This window comes from Pantoea sp. ICBG 985 (assembly GCF_002928365.1).
Classification (GTDB): domain Bacteria; phylum Pseudomonadota; class Gammaproteobacteria; order Enterobacterales; family Enterobacteriaceae; genus Pantoea; species Pantoea dispersa.
The window spans coordinates 1-22,700 of sequence record NZ_POWM01000011.1 but is presented as its reverse complement, the minus strand read 5'-3'; the positions used below and the strand labels follow the sequence as shown (position 1 = coordinate 22,700).

The window sequence follows — 22,700 nt, the reverse complement described above, 5'->3', positions numbered from 1 at the left end:
GATTTACACTATGTTGACTCTCGATTGCTCCTCACGGTCTCAGGTGTTGCAGACATTATCTGCCGGGTTTGGCATTACCCCCGCGAAGCTGGAAAATGTGCTGCTTTCGCTCGATCTTGAAAGTATCTACGAACTTAATCATCGCTTGTTGGTAGATGCACCTCAATATCTGAGAGAGTACGTCTGTGCGGAACTGGGCGAACCGGGTCCATTCACCCGAGCACTGTGGTTTCATGGCACCCGGACTTTCGCCGGTAATACTTTTCCTGCGGGGTTATTGGCGCTAAATCAGTCAGAATCACTCGCCATGAAAATGCTGCTCGACCTGGCCCCGAATGCGATGGTCCGTAAACACCTGCAGGAATGGGATGTTCCGGGGGGCGTCCCGGATGAGATGTTTCAGCTCAGAACCGGCGATAAAATGCACTGGGGACCTTATGGCCATTTGGTCCGGGAGTTGCATTTTAACGCCAGTGAAAATGGACTGCATGATTACCTCTGGCTGCCGGAGCTGGTTGAGGATGTCTGTAATGCCTACCAGGAGAAATACGGCCACGATCTTAAACCGCATTATCTCAGCGTGCTTCATCCCTGTATTGTCTGGTTCGAGGCAGATATTGTTTATGAAAAAGGGTTCTTGAAACGGCGCTGGCATATGCCTATACATCAGTCCGGGACCTCCCGCCGGACGGAAACGCAACTTTCGGCATAGACTGTGAAGGGAAATCTGTGTTCAGGTCGGCGATTGCCAGAATCGAGTTTCTGCAGCCCGGGCAGGTGTAACCCGTAAAAAAGCGGGTCTGTGATCTGGCCCGTTTGTTCATTGCCGTGGACCCATTATTGAGGTCATTAAAGCCTTAAGCGGATCACTTGCAGCTGGCTGCAGAAAGGTTTTAGATTTACCCGGATTATGCCCCTTCCTCCTGCCTGGAAAAGGATCTCTGAATGCACTTTTATGTGGATGAAACCGGTCATACCGGTCCGAATCTGTTTGACCGCACCCAGCCGGTACTTTCTTATGGCGTCCTGTCTTCACCCAATGACCTGGACAAGGTTGCAGAAGCTGAACTGGCCAGTTTGCGTAATAAACTGGGTGTAAAACGTCTTCATGCCGCTGAACTGGGCATGTACCGCCTTGATGATGTGGTCGATACACTGCTTGTTCTGCAGAAGAAACACCGGATACGGTTTGATATCTGGCAGGTGGTTAAACGGGATCACGCCATTATTTCATTCTTCGATCAGGTATTTGACCAGGGACTGAATCCGGTTGTGCCCTGGACTGCCTACTGGACCCCGCTGCGCTATCCGTTGCTGTTGAATCTGTCGATGCTGTTTGATGATGAGCTGGCTGAAAAAGCATGGCGTGCCCGTCTCGAGGCTCATGATGAACGTTCTTCCTCATTATTCAGTGAGGTTTGTGGTGAGCTGCTTCAGCGCGTTCACAGTCTGAGTGATGCCCGTTCAGTTGAACTCATTACGGATGCCCTGTCCTGGGCGATGACCAACTACGATGAGCTGGGGTACAACTGCAAAACCAATAAAGAAAAGCTGCAGATTATGCCGAACATGATCGGATTCCAGTCAGTTTTGCACGGAATTTGCGCCCGTCTGGGGGCTCCGAACCGGAAAGCCGATATCATTGTTGACCAGCAGTCGCAGTTCAACACTACCCAGCGGGAGCTGAACGAATTTTACTACCAGATACGCGAACAGCCGTGGGAACTTGGGCCTGGTCTGCCCGTCATGGACATGAAGAACATGCCGGCTGAACCGCTTGTCTTTCAGTCAGGCACGAAAAGCGCCGGGCTGGAGCTGGTTGATATTTATCTCTGGACCTTCAAACGCTACATGGAACAGAAGGAGCTGACCAGACCCCTTTCCCGACTTGTTTACACCAATCTTAAAACAGCGAGAACAGACAGCGTTTCCCTGCAGTCTGTTGCAAAGAGGTTTAAAGAGTCTTTTGAAAAACTCCCTGAACCAACTACAGAAATGATGGTAAAAGCTAGTGAACTCAGGGCTGTGGAAGAAGCGCGGCGGCTGGCCCATCGCGTACAGATTGTGCCGCAATCTTAGCCAGAAAGGTGATTGCATATGAAGGCAGAGAGTGCCCGTCAGATCCAGGAGCTGATTGAGCTTGAGAAATTTAACCCTGAAACGCTGTGCTCGGGCGAGAGCTGGATGCCTCCTTCATCCACTGAAATCAGGGTGGTCCGGGCGCTGATCCCGCTGACAGATATCCAGCTGGCCAACCGGCTGGATGTGGACGAACGTACCATCCGCAAGTGGAAATCCGGCCAGACACAGATGCTGTTCACCGCCTGGTGCTGCCTGTGCTGGCTGGCCGGGCTGGGGATGCTGCTGGAAGAACCGGTTTAACCGGTCCTTACTCGTTTCCAGATTCGTTTGAGAATGAATCGTCTCTGGTATCGCCATTGTGAGCGGTAGATATGGGGCAGGCGGTCATAGTTCTTCCAGAACAAGGTCCAGCCTGTATAGGCACCAACAAGTAGGGTAATGAGATAGCCAGTTTTGAAGAGGCCATAGGCAACGGCCATGAGAAATACAGTCATACGATGTTCCTTATGTAAAACTGTATTTAGGAAATCCTATGCGGCCTTTAAGGCCGCTTTCAATAAAAAACTTAAGAAAGTTTCCCTTTCCTTTTTGTTGCTGTATCAGGCTTGGTTAGTCTTGAATTTTGCTTACATGGCAATAATCCCCCACTCACAACAATTCTCCATTATTGGTGCATTATCAGCATCAATAGCTTTCTTCCTCTCCTGAGATCCGGAAAAAGGTAGAACCGGATCTTTCAGGTGCGGGGGGCGGTTTCCTCGTCTAACACTACATATAGTGGCTGTATTAGCTGCTCAAGGCACTACATATGGGTAGTGGTGAGCTGCTGCGGCTGCGGAAACGGCGCTTTTCCCTACCGGCGGCGCGTGCTACGCTTCCGTGAAAGCAGCCAATCCGGCAGAAAGCGGATCCACCGGATGCCGCCTTCCGTTAATTGCGGAGAGGTAATATCACCTGAGGTATATGTCTGACCTTTACTGTATGAATGGTGGCTATCACATAGGGTTTTACAGGTAGCATTGATTATTGCAGTTGAAATAATAAGGTTGATTACAGTGAATCTGATCGACAGTCACATGATGGAGGACATTGCCGCCCTCACGCGGGGCGTGTTCCGGCTGCGGGAACTCTGGCTCAGGGAAACGCTGATCGTCGGGAGCACGTGGCAGGCGGCGCAGGTGCGGCGCGAGATCGTCACCGGCGGCGGGCGGGTCATCTTCACCCTCAGCGGCGACGGCGGCCTTTTGCCGGGGATGCATCCGCGCCGGCGGTTCAGGGGGGACGCGGGCAGCCCGGAAATCACGCACGCCGGGGACGCCGGCGTCCGGCTGGAGCGGCTTGACGCGCACCGTGACAGGATACTGGCGCAGGCCGCCCTCCCGGGGCTGAGCCGCGACGGCGATCGCGCCCGCTGAAGATACCGGTTCCGGATGGCAGGCGGGAAAACACAACAGAGCAGGAGCACAGGTGTATGGATGGCGGGATTTAAAGGAAATGGAGAAAAAACGATGATGAAGGCAGATGATATCGTCAGCGGCGTTACGGGTTCAGCTGGTCACCCACTGACCGTCCGGGTGAGCAGTCCGCGGGCAGGGATCCGGAGAAGCGTGGCTGCCGGGCTGTTTACCGGAGTCATTGCGTCTGCAGGAGTGGTGCCTGCCACGCCTGCCGCGACGCGGGATGAAGTCATACACCTGAACGCCGCCTATCCGTCCGGCTCCGTTATGGTATGCAGTAAGAATCTGCCGGGCGACGGAAAAATGATCCAGCCGACCGTACTGCAGATGCGGGGAACCGTGGTTGACAGGAAGCAGGACAGCGCAGTGTATGAGGTCTCATCGACATGGACCATTCCGGGTAAAAGCAGCAGTTCTGACCTGACGCTGAAGCTCAGAATGCTGGAGCGGATGGATGATAAAGGCAGCTATTCCCGCATCGTTCCTGACAGCATGTCGGTATCAATGCCGTCCGTCGGCCCTGCGGGTGAAAAGTCCGTTCTGGAAGGATTCCGCCGGCGTCTGCCTTCAGGAGAAATCTTTACGCCATTCAGTAATATAGAAATCACGGATTTTCCTTCCTACACGGTGCAAACCCGGGGGGAGCCCACGTCCTACTGTCACAGAGAATCCGCCGGGAGCTGAATATCAATACAATTAACCTGCCCGCCATGTTCCCGCAGCCAGGGGGCGCACAGCTGCCGGTGGCCATCGACTACCCGGCCGCGCTGGCGCTGCGGCAGATGGCCGCGCTGGTCGACGACCTGCCGAAATACCTCCTGGCACCGGAGGTCAGCGCCCTGCTCCACTTTATGCCCGACCTGCGTCGCAAGATGCTGTTCACCACGCTGTGGAACACCGGCGCGCGCATCAGCGAGGCGCTGGCGCTGACGCGGGTAGACTTCCTGCTGCGCCAGCAGTACCCCTTAGTGCAGCTGGCAACGCTCAAGCAGCGCGAGGCAAAGGCGGAGCGTCGCGCCGGACGTCTGCCCGCCGGGGCCGTGACCCACCGCCTGGTGCCGCTGTCCGACGCGCAGTATGTTAACCAGCTTGAGATGATGATCGCCACCCTGCGCATTCCGCTGGAGCGTCGCAGCGAAATCGCTGGCCGGACTGAACGGGTGCGGCTGCGGGAGATCACCGACCGGACGGCGCGGACCTGGCTGAACGAAGCGGTCAGCCAGGCGGCGACAGAAGGCGTGACGTTCTCCATTCCCGTAACCCTGCACACTTTCCGGCACAGCTATGCCATGCACATGCTGTACGCCGGCACGCCGCTCAAGGCGCTGCAGAGCCTGCTCGGGCACAAAAGTATCAAGTCGACGGAGATTTACACCAGAGTGTTTGCGCTGGACGTCGCGGCGCGGCACCGTGTGCAGTTTTCTATGCCGGGCAGTGAGGCTGTGGAAATAATGAAAAAATCAGCTTATGAATAAACTCGGAAGTTATAGAGTGCTGCCTAATGAAAGTCGATTAAAGAAAGTCTGCGCTGGAGCTATTCTATGAGTGGAAGATGGAGCTTAATTGATTCTTTAAATCAACCACTTATAGTGGCACAAAGAGCGATATAACATACTTGTTGCTTGGGGGGATAACCGCTCAGCTTATCTGTGAGACAGACATAGTGATATCATTTAATGTATTTCTCATGTAATACATTTGTATTCTAAATAGGTTGACGCCATCCTGTTAATAAGGGTAATTTAATTACAAATGTAATACTTTTGACTTACACATGCGGAGCTGGATATGGCTGAAAATCGGGATAAGCAGGGTGCGTTTGTTATCGCAGCAATGAGTAACAAGGGCGGTCCGGGCAAGACATCCTCCACCACAAACACGGCAGTGGCGCTTGCTCTGCTAGGGAAGCGCGTCCTGGTTGTGGACGGCGATCAGCAGGCGAATGCCACTGAAGTGTTGGCGAACGGCAAGAAAGAGTATGCCCTGTACGGCAATACGGTCTGTGATCTGTACAACAACCAGAAGTTTGACGTGCGTGAAGCAATAATACCTGCAAAGAACGGTGATCTGGACATTCCTAACCTCTTCCTGATCCCATCTGACCCATCGTTTGAACGCGTCATGGAAAACTGTATGGCGAGGCCGCATCGTGAAAAAATCCTGATGAGGCATCTCAAGCCCGTGATGGACGAATTCGACTTCATATTTATCGACTGCTCTCCGGCACTCAACCTGTCCGCTTCAAACGCCGCTTACATGGCGGACCATGTGCTCATTCCGATTGACGGTGGCTCATTCTCGGTCACGGGTGCTCAGACGGTGCTGAATTATCTGGATGAGATTAAGGAAGAAGAGTTCACGCATTACAGCCTGTTTAGAAACGAGTACAACAGCACCAAAAAGGTTATGAATAACTTCCTGCAAGGCGAGCTCGAAAGAATAGATCGCTTCCGGAACCACGTGCTGAAAACGCGCATCCGCACCGACGAAAAGGTGGCACAGGCGCAGGTCATATTCAAACCGGTATATTTCTATGACCGCAATGCGCTGGTGATCAATGATTATAAATCAATGGCGAAAGAGATGATGTCTCTGAAAGAAGGAACACAGTAATGGCCGGAAAAATTCTACAACGCCCGGAGGTTGAGAAGCCTGCGGTCGTTAAAGCAGATCAGGACACGCGTCTGAGCAATGTGCGTACCAAACGCAACAGAACAACAAGTGAGACACCAAAGACGGTGCGACTGACCGCAGAAGAGAAAATGATGTGTTCAAAACTTACCGAAGCAGTGCAGGATCTTGCGCCGAGTAAAACAATAACAGATTCCACCATTATGCGTGCCGCACTGCATCTTGCTAATCAGGTGGGACCGGAAAAGCTGGTGAAGATGGTGAAGGAATATCTGTAGCCAGGTTAGCGCATATCTGAAAGTTATCTATTTTAAATGTATTGATTAAAATTTAGTTATACACATTAAAGGGAAGGCCGCTATTGCGGCCTTTTATTATTTTGTTTCAATTTTTTTAAGAGGGAAGTATCCTGATTTTCCTTCGAAATGACCGCTCAGTACTTTTACCAAAATATATCTTGTACTGCCTTTATCCCAGATTTTGAATTGAGAATTAACTTTAATATCTTTGAGCAGTTCACCTTTAAAATTTTTGTTCTCATCAAAAAAATCGCCACTGCTTTTTGTATATTCCATAATAACACCTTTGAATTTGAAGTATGATTTAGAACGTCAAAAAAGAACATCTCAAATCTATTTATTCAGGTGGGTGCTCAAAGCAACGTGATACAATTTTAAACTGGTTTCCGGTAGTCTGAGTTGATGAGTGGTCGTATTCATCAGGGACGGTTAGCGTATAACTGTCATTCCCAATATAAGGATTATCAAAATAAAATACAAAATCCCCAACGACTGAGTTGTAGCTTACAGTTCCCTCGCATCCTGTCATAAAACCATTTGACTCCGACTGCAGCGTAACGTGACCGCCCGGAGGGATTACTTTCGGCGGGTTCTTCACCCAGATACCGTGGTTTAATTCACATTGTGTCTGAGTCCAGGAATACTTTGCCGCGTTCGTAATTGTCCAGGTAAGACTTCTGCTTGCACCCATATAAACCTCTTAATGTGAAATGATTATGACTGGTGTGGTTAAAGTTAAAATATATTAACCAAACCATCGTTAATTAAATTGACCTATCTGATGGGTCGATTAAATCTAATAATTTCTTTATAAAAACGATTGAAAAAGCACAAAATTAATTATCCGGTTTTTGACTAAGTTGCACTCTAATATTTTTGATAAGCAGGCTTTATTTAATGCTGGGAATAAATAATATACAGCATAAACCTGCGGATTAGGTAAAAGTCATTGAAGACTTCAGGCCGAAGGTTATCCAGCAGACGTTAATCATTTGAATCCTGCGGGATGTCATTAACTTAATCAGTCATGTTTGTTTAAGGTGTTCGTGGGAAACCTATACCTGTCCTTTTTCGGCGCTTTTATTCAATCCGCAGAAAGTAACAAAACAGGCATACCGTTACCCGCTTCCCCCTATCAGGTGTTCCCTTTGAATATTCATAGAGTCATGCGTCAGCTGCTCAAATGACATCAATTCCATTATGAATATTGCATTTGCAGTGTTGGATAGATGAGCATTACTTAACCAGTTATTCTTTGCATACATATACTTGCAAATTAAATGATTAGTTAAGAAAATTAATCGTAAGCTAACCATTTTTTATATGCAAAAAAATTATATGGGAAATAAGTGTTTGAAAAACAACAATTAATTTATGTTATTAGTTTATGTTAATTGAATTTTTATAAACTGTTATTGACTTATATAAGCCATGGTAATAGGTTTTTATGCAGTAAAAATGACTTACTATTCAGGACGGCTTATGTCATCGGATTTGATGGAAGTTACAAATAGCCCCGTAGTTCTAAAAGAATTTCTTGAGTATGTAGACTCTGCAAGTTTTGCCTGCATAGGTGCCAAAACTGCCGCAGCAATGGAAACACTGATACACAGAGATTGCAGCAACGCCAGCAAACTCACTTTAGGTGACGCCTACGGTTGTCTTCGCCAGTTCTGTTCTCTGCGCGAAAGTATCAGCATGACCAATAGCACTTTCGTTATTACATTCAGTGACCAACAGTTTGGCGATGAAGCCGAATTTGAATCCTTTGTATGGAAGACCCTTGCAGAAATGCATGATTATGACAGAGAAGCAGGGTACACATGGAGTGATGAATGTTCTCCCGACCCGGTTTCTCCTCAATTCGGATTCTCACTGGTAAACGAGCCTTTTTTTGTTGTTGGCCTACATCCTCAATCATCTCGACAGAGCCGTCGCTCTCCTGTTCCTGCGCTTGTCTTCAATGCCCATCGGCAGTTTCGCCATCTGAAAACGCTTGGAATGTTCGAAAAAATGCAGAAGGAAATACGCCGACGTGAAATTAGTATTCAGGGCGATCTTAACCCTAACCTGAGTAATTTCGGAGACGATAGCGAAGCCAGGCAATATGCAGGTAATGCCACAGCCTCTGGTTGGTCATGCCCGTTTAGTAAGAAGAACTGAAACTCATCTGAGGTAATTAAATGGAAACTGTCATCATCACTGGAGCCTCATCGGGTTTCGGAGAAGCTATTGCCATCCGATTTTTGCAGGAAGGCTACAACGTCATAGCTCTGGCGCGTCGCTCTGATAAATTACATCAGCTCAGCGACCAATTTCCCGGGCGTGTGCTTCCAGCGGTCGTTGATATTACTGATAAAGATTCTGTTAACGAGGTTCTCGGTAATTTACCTAAAGAGTTCAGCAATGTCACTGGCCTTATAAATAATGCCGGCTTATCACTAGGTTTTGGTCCCTCTCAGGTTAATGATTTCGACGATTGGGAAACCATGATTAACACGAATATTGTCGGGCTTGTTCATATAACCAAATTGATAATTGATCGGTTTATAGCTCGCAACGAAGGGCATGTCATTAATATAGGTTCCGTCGCTGCAAACTATCCATATATGGGCAGCAACGTTTATGGTGCAACTAAATCATTTGTTCAGAATTTCAGCCTGAATCTTAAGACCGACCTTGAGGGTACAAACGTTCGCGTGAGCTGTATAGCTCCTGGATTATCTAAAACAGAGTTTGCCCTGGTTAGGTTTAAAGGCGATATCAAAAAAGCAGATTCGCTGTATGAAAATAAAACGTACCTTACTCCAGATAATATTGCTGAGACCGTCTTCTGGACTTTTTCTCTTCCTCAGAATGTAAACGTTAACATTCTTGAAGTCATGCCTACCGGGCAATCATTCGCACTTGGATTCACTAAACAACAGGACGCAAAATGAGCATTATCAACAGCTATAGCGACTGGGGAAAGCTTGAAGAAATTATCCTCGGCAGCCCTGAAAATCTGACACTTCCCGATCTGGATATTTCATCACGGCATTTTTTTGATTTGCAGGATGATTTCCGTCAGGAAAAAAATGCTGAATCCATTATTGCTAAGGTAAAGCACGAAATGGAGGAGGATTTTCAGGAGCTTACCGCTGTACTTGAGCGCTTTGGCGTTACAGTACGTCGTCCAGAAGCAATCAAACTGGATACTGAGTGCGTCAGCCCGCACTGGAAATCCCAGCAGTCGCACGCGCTAATGCCCCGAGACTGTCTTCTTGCGCTGGGAGACACCCTCATTGAAGCACCTATGCCTTCGCGCAACCGTTATTTCGAAAGTCAGTCATTCAGAAAAATTGCGCGCGACTACTTCTCGAAAGGTGAAAAGTGGATTGCTGCACCTAAACCAGTTCTGACGGATGATACCTACCTCTGGGACGGTGCTGTACCGTATCTCGCAGAGAACGATCCTCTTTTTGATGCTGCCAATATACTGCGCTGCGGAAAGGACGTTTTCTTCAATATCAGCAACAGTGGCAACCGGGCCGGCTTTGAATGGCTCGAGAGGACCTTCGGCGATAAATTTAATTTCCACCCGATGTCTATCTGTAGCGATCATGTTGGAACAACGCTGCAGTTGCTGCGTCCGGGTCTTGCTCTTGTGAATGCGTCCCGAATGACAGTGGCTGACATTCCTCCTCAACTGCGTAACTGGGAGCTTGTATTCTTCAATGAGCCGGTTGATATTGGTCATGCTTTTGACTGGGCCCGTGCATCGGTGTGGATTTCAATGAACGTACTCTCAGTTGATGAGAAAACCGTGATCGTAGAGAAAAATCAGCACAAACTTGCTGAGCAACTTGATCGCTGCGGTATGGAAATTATAACGGCGTCATTCCGACACGGCAGAACCGTTGGCGGTGGTTTCCACTGCTGTTCTCTGGATGTCCGCCGCCAGGGCGGTGCTGAGAGTTACGTGTAATATCTATCCCCCGCACCGGAGGCATGCTGAACAATGAGCCCTAATTCGTTGCTCATAAAGGGTGCAATCAATACTTCAGGCGAAAAGCCTGAAGTATTAAAGATGGAAGTATCAAGACATGATCCTTATCAGTACGATAAGGATTGTGCTGTATTTGAAATACTATTTAAACACGGCGAGCAACTTGTTCTGAAATTTGAGCTGGTTAACCTTTTCGATCTTTGTTATCTGCGTGATATAGTTTATTCAGATGATAAGTGGGACGCGAACGGTTTACTTATGGCTCTTTCAGTAACGTTAAAATATACCGGGTTTAAAGAGTTTCTCATTACAGGTGACTTTCTTTTCCCTAAAATAAAGTATCTCCAGTCCCACAATATGGGTTTTAAAGAAATCGTTTTCCACGAGACAATTGTTAAATCAGAGAAGGCTTTTATTGTAAAGTATTTTCCTGATGAAATGCTTATTACCCATAAGGATGATGGATTCTCTGCGGGTGATGAAGGTTCAGTTTTGGATAATGCCCTGGATAATGGCATAGAGTTAAAATATATGTGCAGAGCAGGTATTTGTATGAAGTGCAGAAAAAAAATCATCTCTGGAGCGAGTATGGAAATATCACCGCAGGCAGAGAATAGCATGATCAAGGAAATGCATATGCTCACCTGCAATTCAAAAGCACTTACCTCACTTGTTATAGGTTGAATATGGAACACAGTAGTCTTCTTGCATTTGCGCTAGCCGCATTACTCCTTAATCTTAGCCCGGGCCCATCATTGCTTTTTGTCAGCGCCAGAGGGATGAGCCAGGGGAAAGCTGCGGGAGCAGTCTCCGCTCTTGGGCTCGCATCAGGTAGTTCGATTCACGCTGTTCTTGCGGGACTGGGCGTTACTGCGATCGTCGCACAGAGCGCTATGGTGGCAAACGCTGTCGCTCTCGTAGGTGGCGTCTACATACTGTATCTCGGTTACGATTCAATAAAATCAGCCAGAGATACGGGAGGAGTCAATGCTGATGAAGCAGGACAAACCAGAAAAAACAGCCTGATGCGGCTATATCTTCAGGCCGTGTCTGTAGAGTTTCTGAATCCAAAAACCATCCTGTTCTATCTGTCCATTCTCCCCGGGCTAATCCTTTCGGGCGGATATACTCCGGTAGAAGCGCTGCTAGTTTCGTTGATCGTGCCAGCGACTGCTTTACCTGTTGATTTGACTGCCGGATTAACCGGTGGTTTGCTGGCGAAAATGTCACAACGCAATCAGAAAATGACAATCGCACTCAATTATGTTTCTGGTGCAGCTCTTGTCTTGATCGGAGTGATTTTGCTTTATAAAAACTTCATGGTGGGATGATATGTATTTTTCTATCAATGAGCGAGCTGCTGCCGCCGGCGTTACGCATGCACTTTTACTTCTTGTTCATGGCGTTATTGTGTCTCCGTCACGCGATGAGTTTAAGAGGAAATGTACTGAAACTGTATCTTGTGCGCTACCAGCTAATACCGATAAATTTAACAATGGAATGCGTGAAATTATTTCTGCCACGACAGGTAAAAGTGATTTTTTTACTGCGGGAGAAAAGCTAAGAAGTAATTTCTCTAACAGAGGCTTTCGCTCGATAAATAATGTAGTGGATGCCTATAACGAAGCTGCTTTTTTCTTTGGGCTTGGTATTGGTGGTCATGATTTTTCAAACGCGAGAAAAGATGCGCACCTTGAAATTATGCTGTCCTCGAGTGAAGACACGATCGTTCCTCTTTTTGACACGCGTACGAAAAAAATAAATCCCGGCGAGCTCATCTACAAATTAGAGAAAGATACCGTCGCATGGATAGGCAGTAAAGACGTAGATTCTGATGAGTTTCGAATCGGAGATGAAACAAAATCCTGCGCCTTTGTCATTATTGGCCATTCTTCTGTAACTGCAACAGACCTCTATACGGTTAGTGCCAGAATCAGACGCAACCTCGTCGAGTCATCCTATGACATAGATTCTTCGAAGTTTGATTCTCAGGAGTTTTACTACAATACGAGACCGTTATCGTGATTAAAATAGATCAGTTAATCAGCTACCCACTTAAGTCTGGGGCAGGTATCAAAGCTGACACGCTAATAGGTGGTGCTTCCGGCATTGACGGGGATCGGGAATTCTGTCTTTATCGTCAATGCGACAATAAATTTATCTCAATGAGAGATAATATTCGTATTGCTGATGTTTCTATTGTACCTGAAGGAAACATGCTGGCTGTAAGATACGGGCAGGAGGAAAGAATTTTCGATATTACTGATAACGGTATTGATAGAATCCGCATATGGTCGCGGGATGTGGATGTCTCCGTCATGCCTATTCAGGTATCTGAATACATTAGCTCTCTCATCGAAGAGAACGTTGTTCTGGCACGGATTTATTATCCGGGTAATTACAGTCAGAGCTTCATGGATACCGGCCCAATACATATCATTTCAAAGAGCGCACTCAACAGCCTGGCTAAGTTCGCGGGGTATGAGAATATCGATCCTTTGGTTTTCAGGCCGAATATTATCGTTCCTGATTTTTCTGATATTAAGGAGGATGATATTGTAAGCGTTACAATTAATGGTGTGCAATTTATTGTCACCGAGCGCACTGAAAGGTGTAATGCTGTATCGTTGCTCCATAATAAAATTCACGGCCTTGATGATTCAGCACTTCTGGAAAGTATTGATGAAGCAAATGACTACGATGGTGCATTATTTGGGCTCTATCTGAGGGCTGAAGAAAGATTTAAGCTTAATGTTGGAGACGTTCTCACCCTCGACTAAACACTTCAGTTTTTCGACCGGCATCTCCGCCCCTCAATCGATTTGTGTGCAGGAGGCGATTTGCTGGTTGCCTGCGCGTCTCTTTACCACCATTGTGACCGCTTCTGCTCTCTCCGCTCGCAGTTTACGTCTTCGTTAGAGGTAACAAAACAGCAATACGGTTACCTCTCCCCTCCCCTGCCCGCTTTTTCGCTGACGACCCCGCGCCACGTGGCCTGCACGCCCGCGCGGCGGATTTATGACGCCCGATAACCCGCGTAACCCCGTTTTCAGCGGGTAACAGATACCGAAATACTCTGGGTTTTGTTACCCTGCTCTTTTCTGCGCCGCGATTTATTCCGGTGGCGCACCACTGGTTCAGGGGGCAAAATAGGCGTCAGAAGGCAGCATGACGGATTTTAAAATCTGGCGGGGTTTTCCCCGGTAAACCGGAAAGAATTCGCCCAGCGCGCCGCTGTATTACTCATGTAGTACATTTATTTGTCGGCGCCCTACTCTATGTATAAGGAGCAGCAACAATGACCGATCCCCTCGCAGACGTTCCCGCCGTCACCCCGGGTGGCGTGAGGCTGACCCCTTCCCAGCGTCTGACCCTGAAAAACCACGGAGTCCTGGCGATCGCGCGGGAGGACGGCGGCACCCTGATTGTCTGGCTTGATGCGCAGGGAAACCTGAGCGAGCAGTACTATCCGGCTGAGAGAGAAGCCGCGCTGGCGTGCTGGCGCGAACAGCATGCCGGACCCGGGCCGGAAGCGGATAACGGCCTCTCTTTGTGAGGGCCGGCAGGGGAGCCTGCCTGTATGACATCTGAAATACAGGTGTCATACCTTCGCGATGTTATTCACACGCATCGTTCCCTGCACTGATACCGAGCGATGTAATACAGGTGTATTTCATATGTATAACAGATGTCTGACATGCTGATGCCGTCAACGGGCGCCACGGGTATTGCCGTTCAGTCGTGGGAGACTGCACTGGCTCTCCGGGGGATGGTCCTGCTGCAGCCCGACCTGCCAAAATATCTGCTGGCGCCCGAGGTGGCCGTGCTGCTGAGCTGCTTTGAGAACGAGCGTCACAGGATGCTGTTTGCGTTTCTGTGGAACACCGGCGCCCGCATCACCGAAGCGCTGATGGTGACGCCCGAGGACCTGCAGCTGGACGGCGCCCGTCCGTTCGTCCGGCTGCGCACGCTCAAGCAGCGAAGCCGCGGCCGCGGCCGGCCGGCAAAGGACGAGAAGGTGGCGCGCGTGGTGCCGATACTCGATGCGACCTTTGCCCGCGATCTCCGCCGCTACCTGGCGACCTTCCGCACCGGCCGCCGCACGCCGCTTTTCAATATAACGCGTAAGACCGCGTGGGAATGGCTAAGGCAGGGGCTTGATTCTGCGGATGCGGCCGGTATTACGTTCGCCGTTACCCCCATCAGCCCCCGCACGCTGCGGCACAGCTTCGCCATGCAGCTGTTTCTTAACCACGTGCCGCCCAAGGTCGTGCAGACCTACATGGGTCACGAACGCTATGAAAGCACCGAGCAGTACCTTAAGATATTTGCGCTCGATGTCGCGCCGCAGCTGGGGATTCGGTTCAGCCTGGACCCGCAGGATTTTGTCGGCATGCTCATGAAGAAATGAATGACTTATGTATTACATTTGAATTTCATGCGTAATGCATTAATCAGTGGCGTGCCCTGTCAAGACTCATGATTAAGGTAAACTCCATGGAGACTGCTCTGTATGCCTGACTCGCTCTTTACATCCTTTGGCCCGTCATATTGTCCTGAGTGGTTGTGCCCTGCCTGCCTGAATCCAACCATGGAAATGGTCAAAGACAGCTTTAACCGTGGGATCAGCGCGTGGACCATCAGGCACTTTCAGGAACTGGACCCCGAGCAGCATCAGATTGTGTTCAGCTGCCTGCTGAGGTGCGCACATACAGGGTGCGGAGAGACGGTGGCGATCAGCGGAGACGGCGAAGTATTTCAGGGGTGCGAGGACCCCGATGAGGGAACGGTTTATATTGAGTCCTACACTGCCCGCGCCTTCACGCCTCCACTACCCCTTTTCGCGGTGCCGGCAGGGTGCCCGGAGCGCGTTTCCGGACAGCTTAATGAAATTTCATCCCTTCTGACAGGGCACTTTTCTTCGGCAGCCAATGCCATCCGCTCTCTCGTTGAGATGCTTATTGACGACCTCGGCGTACCCCGGACGCTTGAACGTCCTGATAAGGAACCCCGGGAGTTGAGGCTGAACGAGCGCCTTACCCGTTTTGAGGAGATGATTGGCGAGCACCACGCCGGCATGGACGCGCTGAGGCTTTTTGGCAATGCCGGCAGCCATGGCAATCCGGACATTACGCAGCAACATCTGGAAGATGCGAGCGTCATCGTCGAACAACTCGTCCAGCAGCTTTATCAGCGCAAGGCCGATACATCATCACAGATAGGCCGGCTGACAGAGGCGTTTACAAGAAAGCCCGCCGCAGAGAAGGAATAGCGTTATTTCTGTATTCCTGAGTAATTACATTTGTAATACATATGCATGCTTCGTGTCATTCATTAGCTTTCCCAGAGCCCTATCAGCGTTAAAAATTTTTGTTGCATGATTTTCCTGTCCGGTGCTAGGTTACTGATCAGCGACTGCCGGCCAGGTGTCAGATGACACAGCGCGACTGCTTATTTACCCCTGAATCACTCATTCAATCGACTAAATACTTGCTTAACGGTTACCGCGGGCAGGTTGTGTCTGGCAACGACTCTCACTTATCCCGCCCTGTAAATCCGTTACAGAGGTATTTATGGCTCGTTCTGTTCTCCTCATAAAAAACGACATTTTCGCTGATGGCGTCAGCTTTAAACGTTCCTGCAGCGTTATGGGCTCCCTGATTTCAGAAAACTACGGTGTCGACATTCCCCGCAGCAAGCTCCTGGACATGACGGCGGTCAGCTGGGGTTACGTCAGCTACCATGAGATGCGTCAGGCAGCAGCATATGCTTCCGAGTCTCTCAAGCCGCATCAGGATCCGTATGAGGAAAGCATTAAAGGTTTTGAAACCTTTTTGGATAAAGACGCAGCATGGGTGAAATCGATCGCCCCGAAAAAACTGCGGGATAAACGTACTCCCCGCTGGATAAAAACGGCGATACACGTCACTGATGGCATGTCTTTTTTATTCAGCAAGCCAAACGTCAAGAAGGCAAATATTACGCTTATTGTGGGCCAGGACAGCGGCCTCGTGCTGAAAACCATAGCTAACTTTTACCGTCATCCGAAATACTTTTCACTGAATGAGGGTGCTACGTTCGATATGGTTTACCATGACGTGGAGCAGCAGATAACTGAGCACCAGAGGGCATACGATAACGCAGTGGCTGAGGGTAAAGTTTCCGGTACTCCCGGCATGAATGTGGGCAGGGCTGATAGCGTATATCACTGCATTGCAGGCCTGGCAGAAAAGCCGCTCACGCCTGACGTCATCGGGCAGCTGGTCCGCATCAGCGAGCTTGACCCGCAGATGCAGCTTGCCATTAACATTAACCGCGCTGACCTGCTGAAATTCTCACAGGCCGACCTGAATGCACCGCATTTTCACTATCTGACCATCGTCGACCTGGACCTGATTGACGATGTGATCCCGCGTTCCGGAAGCAACACGTCAGGTGCCTTTGTTCAGTCAACCTACGGCGTCTGGGTAAACCCCAGAACATGCCACGAGACGCTGTATCCGCACATAGAATATCGGCCGCAACAGAATGCCGTTTAGCTATTGCCTTCCAGGTTTATCGCTCTGAACAAGCCCGCGGAATGCGGGCTTTCTTACTCCCGGTAAAATAAAAATAATCCACAGTGGACAGTGTTTTATGAATGCATTGGTATTTCAAATGTAATACAATGGTAATTCATTATAGGGCTTGAGGGGTTGTGCGATGGGAACACTGAAGGAGCACAGTGAGAAAAGGGAGTTAGCGCTTTACCTGGCCATGGTGGCGATTGATGGCGCCTTTGGTGTGACGTTGCCAGTAAGTGACATCCGCCTGCAAAGGATCACTCCCGACCTCTGGTCTGTCGTGCACCCGGCCTGGCGCCAGCACCGTGACCGGCTGCATTTCAACATCGATTTTAACTGGCTGCGTCAGCGCAACAAGCGTCGTGACAAGCTGGATGTCAGTATCTGGTGTGGGGATACACTCTGCGGGTTGTTTCTGGCCAAACTCTCCAGAAAACGGGTCAACGTTGCGCTGCGCTATCTAGAGTCAAACCCCTTTCACCACCCCCTGCAGGACAACATGATTTCGCTGGGGCTGATTATTGCTGAGAGCTTTGCCCGCTCCTACGGAGCCCACACGGTTATGGTAAGCCAGCCAGCTAAAGACTTGGTATGGCGCTATCGTGAGGCGGGATATGAGTTAACGAATGCGGATCTTTCTCGTGAGAAGCGGGGCCATAAATATCGCGCCAAAGTACTCATCAAGCATCTATAGGGGAGTGAGCATTTAATGAACAGCCATGATAGAATAGGTAAATGTGCAGCAGTTCAGGAGGTCTAAATGGGTAGCGTCATCACTACACGCAAAAACAGCTTCTGGCTCTTCAGGCCTTTAAAGCCTACTGAATCGGGTCTGGCCAGCCATACTCTGACCGTAGATGTTCTGAAGCCGGTTTACCGTGCGTTGTTTGAGATTCTGGTATCCGAACGAAACCTGGCCGCGGACAGACAATATGAAAACAAATTACAGTCTCTGATACGGGTTATCTATTCGGGGCAGAAGCAGAACCTGAAGCCAGAAATTCTGCGAAAAATGATCGAGGACACCGATGCCTTAGCCAGGCAACATAAAAAATTAACGTCCAGGCCCGGATTAGAGAAACGGTCAGGCATGCTGGCTGGCTCTTCATCATTGCGAAAAATTGGCTGAACATAACCCGCTCCGGCGGGTTTTTTTATACCTGTTTTAAGCTCTTCAGTCCCTTGATCCTTGTATGTAAATCATCTATTGAGCTACGTGCGTATTACGTATGTAATACGTTATTCCTTTCAACAGGCGGACATCGCTACAGAGGAATGCCAGCAGTTCAGGCGCTGGTCGCGTAGCTGCAGTGAAACAACTGCCAGCATGGCGAAAAGTACAGAATGGTAGCGGCCAAACGGTGAAATAAAAATGACCGGGCGACACGGTATCACGGCACTTTTACAGTACTGATTAAAAGGAAATGTATATGTATCAGCTTATAAAGTTATATGGCGGGCAGATGGCCCCAAATCCATCCGAATACCGGATTTTGTTTCATGGTAAATATTTGGCCGCTATATGGGTTTACGTATAGCCGACAATGATTTAAAGCTATAAAATTGAGGGGTTTAATGCTCGCACATCCATCTGGCATTAATTCAAAAGTGCGGACTTCGGCGAAGATGGGCGGTGATTGAGTTTTTTAGCCGAAATTAATAGGTTTGCTTCGAGATTCTCCGGGATAATAAGTATTCTTATGGATTCCGGAAAAAATATAGATAAAAACAGTGAAAGTACTGAATGGTAGCGGCCAAACGGTTAAATTAAAATCACCGGGCGACACGGTATCACGGCACTTTTACAGTACTGATTGCGGAAAAATGCCTGCAAATCTTCGGGTTATCAGGCGCATCAATAGCGGATCATGTAAGGCCGGCATGACTGGACTAAAGTGGCTGGGTGTCCGAAAAGTGTCGGAATTTGATGTGAAAAAAGAAAATAAGGGGCCGAATTGGCGGCCTGCAGTATCACCACATCTGTTTAGCGGTGGCAACCTGTTTTGCAATGTGATCCTGAAGCATCCCCGGTGCAGTCACTTGCTTATAGATATGCCAGACCATTTCTTTCTCGAAATCTTCAAAGCTTGCACCGGCATCTTTAGCTGCGGTAATGGCTGCCTGCGCATTCTGCTCATCTTCGGGATGAACAGCAAAAATGCAGTCTTGCTCTCCAAAGCCTGATGAAACCTTCTGTGTCCACGACATAAACAGTCCTTACTATGAGGTTGTAGTTCATTAATTGGAATTTTAGGAAAATATTGCGATAAATATATTGGGGAGAGGGGGATAGTATTCAAGGGATACTGGACAGAATAACCTGAACGTCCATTTTGGCGCTAAGAGAGGAGGGTTGGCATAAAAAAACGCCAGCGCGGCTTCAACGGTACATCTGTCGGAACTGATCGAGAACGTCTTGGCTGAACGGCTGCATTTCATCTAGGACAGGCTGAGGTTCATTCGCAAGAATGCTGGCGATCATGGCTAATTCTTCTGGTGACAAATGTCTTGCGGTTAGAGTCAGTGGGGACTTTTTGCCGCCGAGTTCAGGCTTTCCCAAATCCTTAACCAGTTTTTCAGGCGAGAATGGCTCTATATCCTGCAAGTTGTTATTTTTCATTTTGACTACCTCATCAGGTGATGAATGCATTTTAACCAATCCGGTCTGGATACACCAGGAAGGAATTTACTGGCGAGGGGATGGACAGAATACCCGTTGTGCGCAGATGAATAAGGTTATATATATCCGCTTTAAATCGATACTTTTACCGGACGTGTGCAACAGGAATATCATCCCACCTGGTAGTCCATGCTGGCGAAAGCATCTCGCGTTTCATCTGCCACTCATTGCTGACACCCTGACGGGCAAACCACATGTGCCCCAGTCCGGACTGATTAATGCCGTCCAGCACCTTCATCAGCTGCGCGCTGTTCGCCCGCGGCTTATCCTCATCGAACAGATTCAGCTGACTGACGCCGTTGGGCGTGAAGTCATCGAGCATAATGCCGGCCTTCATGTAGCGCCGCCCGTCAAGCCAGATGCGGTCGAGCGATCGCATGGCCACCCCGATCACGTCGCGCGTATCCTGCGTGGGTAGGGTGAGATTCTCGCCGGCGCTGTTGCCGTAGAAGACTTCTCCCTGCGCGTGCGGCGAGGTCCGGATAAAAACGCTGATGCGCCGGCAGAACTGGCGCTCATTTCTCAGCTTCTCCGCCGCACGCGTGGCGTACTGACACAGCGCTTCCTGCATGGCCACTTTTGTCGTAATGCGCTCACCAAAAGAGCGGCTGCAGACGATCTGCTGTTTCGCCGGCGCAAACTCCTCGAGGGGAATGCACGATTCCCCGTTGAGCTCGCGCACGGTGCGCTCGAGCACCACGCTGAAGTTTTTCCGGATGAGGGCAGGGTGCGCGCGTGAGAGCTGCAGGGCGTTTTCAATGCCCATCAGGTTGAGCCGTTTGCCGATGCGCCGGCCAACGCCCCATATCTCCTCTACGGGCTGGTTTTCCAGCAGCGTCGCGGTACGCTTCGGATTATCCGGCGTCAGTGCCAGCACCCCGCGGAACTGCGGCCACTCCTTGCTGGCCCACTGCGCCGATTTTGCCAGGGTTTTTGTCGGCCCCATGCCCACGCCGACGGTCAGGCCGGTCGTGGCCAGCACGTGCGCGCGCAGGCGCCGGCCGAAGTGCTCAAAGTCCTCGCAGCCATCGATGCCGGTTAAATCGAGGAACATCTCGTCAATGGAGTACTGCTCAACCTTCGGCGTCATTTCCTCCAGTGCCATCATGACCCTGTTCGATAACGAGTGGTAAAGCGCATAGTTTGAGCTGAACACATGCACGCGCTCGGCAAATTCCTGCCCCTTTATCTGGAACCACGGGGCGCCCATTTTTATGCCGAGTTTTTTGGCGCCGGCGCTGCGTGCGATGACGCAGCCGTCGTTGTTACTCAGCACGACCACCGGCCTGCCTCGCAGGTCTGGGCGGAACAGAGCCTCGCAGCTGGCATAAAAGGAGTTAACGTCGGCCAGGCCAAACATGGGCATGATCACCTCCGGCGGGCTCGGGTGCTGTTAAAGAACCAGGTAACAACGCCGAGCAGCTGCAGTTCCTCCGGGTAGATTACCGGGTAGGCCGGGTTCATGGGCAATAGAGCGAGCCTGGGCTGCAGCTGCAGGCGCTTTACCGTAAACTCGCCGTTGACCTCTGCAATCACGATATCGCCGTGAGTGGCTTCCTCGGCGCGGTCAACCACCATGACGTCGCCGTCGCAGAGGCCCAGGTCCCGCATGCTGTTGCCGCTGGCGCGCACGAAGAAAGTTGAGGCGCGCCGGCGGATGCATAGCTCGTTCAGATCGAGTTCTTTCTCGACGTAATCCTGCGCAGGGGAGGGGAAGCCGGCGGCGCACGGATCGGCATAAAGCGGTACCCTGACCCTCGGTGTAAAAATGGGTGGCCAGAGCAGCGTCAGGCCGGCGGTATAGCTGCCCGGGTTCATGATCTGATGCCCTTGCCATGCTGCAGTGTGACTGCGAAAGAGCTGAGTAAATCGCGCATAAAATACCTCCCGTTATTTTACTGTTTATACATACAGTATTATTGAGGCGGAATTATCTGGCAAGAGGGAGCGAAACGGGTTAGGGCAGAAGCGAAGCCATCTAACTGAGCCGCCGGGAAATTTTTATGACGGTCGGCCTAGCTGATGCTGAGCAGCGCCACTATGCTCAGGTTAGGGCCGGCAGACGTGGAGAGGCGTTTCCGGTTATACCGTAACAGCCCGGCGCTTTGTGGCCGGGCTGGTTTTGTTGAAATGCATAAAAAGCGCAATGTGCGTAAGCAGTCCATACCGGCATCGGTGAAATGACGCTTCCTCGACACGACTGTTCGTTCCTCGCGCTGCTGCGGTACGCCTCAGTCGTGACTGCGGCGAGCGTTGTGGGCTGGCGCAAACGGCAAAGCACTTCCAGGGTGATTTGCAGACGAGTGCAATGACTGTTAGATCAGTTGCTGTCAGTTGTCTGAACAAGCTCCGGACCCTGGTTATGAACGTTGCCCACCTTTGTGGTTACTGGATGCCAGGTAAAAGCGGACTCAGGAAGTGCGCTGTCATGTGCGATCTCGGCTGCACGCGCCGGCGAAGTGTCATTACTCAGCCATTCCCGGATCGCGTCTGCAGTCAGGACCAGTGGACGGCGGTCATGTATGTCTACCATGCCCTGATTGCTGGCTGCGGTGACGATAACAAAGCCCTCCCGGCCGTGTTCCCGATCAAAGGGGGGTTTCCCGATGGCCGCGAAAAACAGCGGCTGCCTCTCACGGTGGTAAATGAAATATGGCTGTTTACCGGCACCGCTTTTTTGCCACTCAAACCAGCCATCTGCAGGCACGACGGCCCGACCGTGTTCCCACAGCGGTTTAAACATGCGACCTGATGCGGCAGTTTCACTGCGAGCATTGATGAGTGGTTGTTTGTCCCACCATTCGGGCCCGTAACCCCAGTACACTGGGTCGAACTTCAGCTCTCCGTCACGATCACTGAGTAACAGAACTTTAGTGGCTGGCGCCACGTTGTACCGCCCAATTGGCTCCGGATCGCGGGTTAATTCCTCCGGGCCAATCCCCAGCGCTTCAAAATAGTCATCCCTGCTGCTGTACTGCGCAAATCGTCCACACATAAGCA

Annotated in this window: 27 protein-coding genes and 1 pseudogene; 21 read left to right on the top strand and 7 right to left on the bottom strand. The window is 50.1% G+C overall.

Features of this window, described 5'->3' with window-relative positions; genetic code table 11:
• Window positions 1–10 precede the first annotated feature (10 nt).
• The 3 genes and pseudogenes from C1Y42_RS22360 (at window position 11) to C1Y42_RS22350 (ending at window position 2,382) form a co-directional block, all read left to right on the top strand.
• Window positions 11–783: pseudogene (locus C1Y42_RS22360) on the top strand (hypothetical protein).
• 162 nt (window positions 784–945) lie between these two features.
• Window positions 946–2,079 carry a DUF3800 domain-containing protein gene (locus tag C1Y42_RS22355; protein WP_104094393.1) on the top strand — a complete coding sequence of 378 codons (1,134 nt, stop codon included), beginning with the start codon at window positions 946–948 and terminating at the stop codon, window positions 2,077–2,079.
• Window positions 2,080–2,097: 18 nt separating this feature from the next.
• A complete protein-coding gene (locus tag C1Y42_RS22350) occupies window positions 2,098–2,382 on the top strand; it encodes a korC (protein WP_104094392.1) in 285 nt (94 codons plus the stop codon).
• On the opposite strand, the gene C1Y42_RS24105 is transcribed toward C1Y42_RS22350, so the two are convergent.
• Window positions 2,379–2,576: a hypothetical protein gene (locus C1Y42_RS24105; RefSeq protein WP_104094391.1), complete on the bottom strand. Its 198-nt coding sequence runs from the start codon at window positions 2,574–2,576 to the stop codon at window positions 2,379–2,381. The genes C1Y42_RS22350 and C1Y42_RS24105 overlap by 4 nt on opposite strands.
• Before the next feature lie 561 nt (window positions 2,577–3,137).
• On the opposite strand from C1Y42_RS24105, the gene C1Y42_RS22340 reads away from it, so the two are divergent.
• From C1Y42_RS22340 to C1Y42_RS22320, 5 genes are all read left to right on the top strand, one after another.
• Complete coding sequence (locus C1Y42_RS22340) at window positions 3,138–3,497, top strand: hypothetical protein (protein ID WP_233210749.1); 360 nt, start codon at window positions 3,138–3,140, stop codon at window positions 3,495–3,497.
• Window positions 3,498–3,557: 60 nt separating this feature from the next.
• The gene (locus tag C1Y42_RS22335; RefSeq protein ID WP_104094390.1) at window positions 3,558–4,223 is read left to right on the top strand and encodes a hypothetical protein; all 666 of its coding nucleotides are present in this window, start codon (window positions 3,558–3,560) and stop codon (window positions 4,221–4,223) included.
• 26 nt (window positions 4,224–4,249) lie between these two features.
• Window positions 4,250–5,014: a site-specific integrase gene (locus tag C1Y42_RS22330; protein ID WP_104094389.1), complete on the top strand. Its 765-nt coding sequence runs from the start codon at window positions 4,250–4,252 to the stop codon at window positions 5,012–5,014.
• Between the two features lie 313 nt (window positions 5,015–5,327).
• Entirely contained in the window at window positions 5,328–6,152 is an 825-nt protein-coding gene (locus C1Y42_RS22325; protein ID WP_233210748.1) for a ParA family protein, read from the top strand.
• Entirely contained in the window at window positions 6,152–6,448 is a 297-nt protein-coding gene (locus C1Y42_RS22320) for a hypothetical protein (RefSeq protein ID WP_104094388.1), read from the top strand. Before C1Y42_RS22325 ends, C1Y42_RS22320 begins: the two co-directional genes overlap by 1 nt.
• 96 nt (window positions 6,449–6,544) lie before the next feature.
• Here the strand turns inward: C1Y42_RS22320 and C1Y42_RS22315 are convergent, their stop codons facing one another.
• Window positions 6,545–6,745: a hypothetical protein gene (locus C1Y42_RS22315; protein WP_104094387.1), complete on the bottom strand. Its 201-nt coding sequence runs from the start codon at window positions 6,743–6,745 to the stop codon at window positions 6,545–6,547.
• 1,206 nt (window positions 6,746–7,951) lie between these two features.
• Here C1Y42_RS22315 and gntA point away from each other — a divergent pair.
• From gntA to C1Y42_RS22250, 13 genes are all read left to right on the top strand, one after another.
• The gene (gntA, locus tag C1Y42_RS22310) at window positions 7,952–8,632 is read left to right on the top strand and encodes a guanitoxin biosynthesis heme-dependent pre-guanitoxin N-hydroxylase GntA (protein WP_158251415.1); all 681 of its coding nucleotides are present in this window, start codon (window positions 7,952–7,954) and stop codon (window positions 8,630–8,632) included.
• Window positions 8,633–8,652: 20 nt separating this feature from the next.
• A complete protein-coding gene (locus C1Y42_RS22305) occupies window positions 8,653–9,408 on the top strand; it encodes an SDR family NAD(P)-dependent oxidoreductase (protein WP_104094385.1) in 756 nt (251 codons plus the stop codon).
• Window positions 9,405–10,436, top strand: coding sequence for a hypothetical protein (locus tag C1Y42_RS22300; protein WP_104094384.1), 1,032 nt, complete (start codon window positions 9,405–9,407; stop codon window positions 10,434–10,436). The genes C1Y42_RS22305 and C1Y42_RS22300 overlap by 4 nt, the downstream gene beginning before the upstream one ends.
• A 33-nt stretch (window positions 10,437–10,469) precedes the next feature.
• The gene (locus C1Y42_RS22295; RefSeq protein ID WP_104094383.1) at window positions 10,470–11,141 is read left to right on the top strand and encodes a 2Fe-2S iron-sulfur cluster-binding protein; all 672 of its coding nucleotides are present in this window, start codon (window positions 10,470–10,472) and stop codon (window positions 11,139–11,141) included.
• A 2-nt stretch (window positions 11,142–11,143) separates the two neighbouring features.
• Window positions 11,144–11,788 (top strand): LysE family translocator, encoded by a 645-nt coding sequence (locus C1Y42_RS22290; RefSeq protein ID WP_104094382.1) that lies wholly within the window; start codon window positions 11,144–11,146, stop codon window positions 11,786–11,788.
• A 1-nt stretch (window position 11,789) separates the two neighbouring features.
• Complete coding sequence (locus C1Y42_RS22285; protein WP_104094381.1) at window positions 11,790–12,482, top strand: phenylalanine--tRNA ligase beta subunit-related protein; 693 nt, start codon at window positions 11,790–11,792, stop codon at window positions 12,480–12,482.
• Window positions 12,479–13,237, top strand: coding sequence for an MOSC N-terminal beta barrel domain-containing protein (locus C1Y42_RS22280; protein ID WP_104094380.1), 759 nt, complete (start codon window positions 12,479–12,481; stop codon window positions 13,235–13,237). The genes C1Y42_RS22285 and C1Y42_RS22280 overlap by 4 nt, the downstream gene beginning before the upstream one ends.
• Before the next feature lie 518 nt (window positions 13,238–13,755).
• Complete coding sequence (locus tag C1Y42_RS22275) at window positions 13,756–14,013, top strand: hypothetical protein (protein WP_104094379.1); 258 nt, start codon at window positions 13,756–13,758, stop codon at window positions 14,011–14,013.
• Window positions 14,014–14,154: 141 nt separating this feature from the next.
• Complete coding sequence (locus C1Y42_RS22270; protein WP_104094423.1) at window positions 14,155–14,868, top strand: tyrosine-type recombinase/integrase; 714 nt, start codon at window positions 14,155–14,157, stop codon at window positions 14,866–14,868.
• Window positions 14,869–15,048: 180 nt separating this feature from the next.
• Window positions 15,049–15,729: a DUF4145 domain-containing protein gene (locus C1Y42_RS22265; protein WP_158251414.1), complete on the top strand. Its 681-nt coding sequence runs from the start codon at window positions 15,049–15,051 to the stop codon at window positions 15,727–15,729.
• Window positions 15,730–16,030: 301 nt separating this feature from the next.
• Window positions 16,031–16,996, top strand: coding sequence for a hypothetical protein (locus C1Y42_RS22260; RefSeq protein ID WP_104094377.1), 966 nt, complete (start codon window positions 16,031–16,033; stop codon window positions 16,994–16,996).
• Window positions 16,997–17,159: 163 nt separating this feature from the next.
• Complete coding sequence (locus tag C1Y42_RS22255) at window positions 17,160–17,714, top strand: hypothetical protein (protein WP_104094376.1); 555 nt, start codon at window positions 17,160–17,162, stop codon at window positions 17,712–17,714.
• A 66-nt stretch (window positions 17,715–17,780) separates the two neighbouring features.
• On the top strand, window positions 17,781–18,149 hold the full coding sequence (locus C1Y42_RS22250) for a hypothetical protein (RefSeq protein ID WP_104094375.1): 369 nt from the start codon (window positions 17,781–17,783) through the stop codon (window positions 18,147–18,149).
• A gap of 842 nt (window positions 18,150–18,991) precedes the next feature.
• Here the strand turns inward: C1Y42_RS22250 and C1Y42_RS22245 are convergent.
• The 5 genes from C1Y42_RS22245 to C1Y42_RS22225 form a co-directional block, all read right to left on the bottom strand.
• Complete coding sequence (locus C1Y42_RS22245) at window positions 18,992–19,228, bottom strand: hypothetical protein (protein ID WP_104094374.1); 237 nt, start codon at window positions 19,226–19,228, stop codon at window positions 18,992–18,994.
• A gap of 172 nt (window positions 19,229–19,400) precedes the next feature.
• Complete coding sequence (locus tag C1Y42_RS22240; protein WP_104094373.1) at window positions 19,401–19,640, bottom strand: hypothetical protein; 240 nt, start codon at window positions 19,638–19,640, stop codon at window positions 19,401–19,403.
• Window positions 19,641–19,785: 145 nt separating this feature from the next.
• Window positions 19,786–21,060 (bottom strand): translesion error-prone DNA polymerase V subunit UmuC, encoded by a 1,275-nt coding sequence (umuC, locus tag C1Y42_RS22235; protein ID WP_104094422.1) that lies wholly within the window; start codon window positions 21,058–21,060, stop codon window positions 19,786–19,788.
• Window positions 21,061–21,068: 8 nt separating this feature from the next.
• Window positions 21,069–21,518 carry a translesion error-prone DNA polymerase V autoproteolytic subunit gene (gene umuD / locus C1Y42_RS22230; protein WP_104094372.1) on the bottom strand — a complete coding sequence of 150 codons (450 nt, stop codon included), beginning with the start codon at window positions 21,516–21,518 and terminating at the stop codon, window positions 21,069–21,071.
• 502 nt (window positions 21,519–22,020) lie between these two features.
• Window positions 22,021–22,695 carry an SOS response-associated peptidase family protein gene (locus C1Y42_RS22225; RefSeq protein ID WP_104094421.1) on the bottom strand — a complete coding sequence of 225 codons (675 nt, stop codon included), beginning with the start codon at window positions 22,693–22,695 and terminating at the stop codon, window positions 22,021–22,023.
• Window positions 22,696–22,700 lie beyond the last annotated feature (5 nt).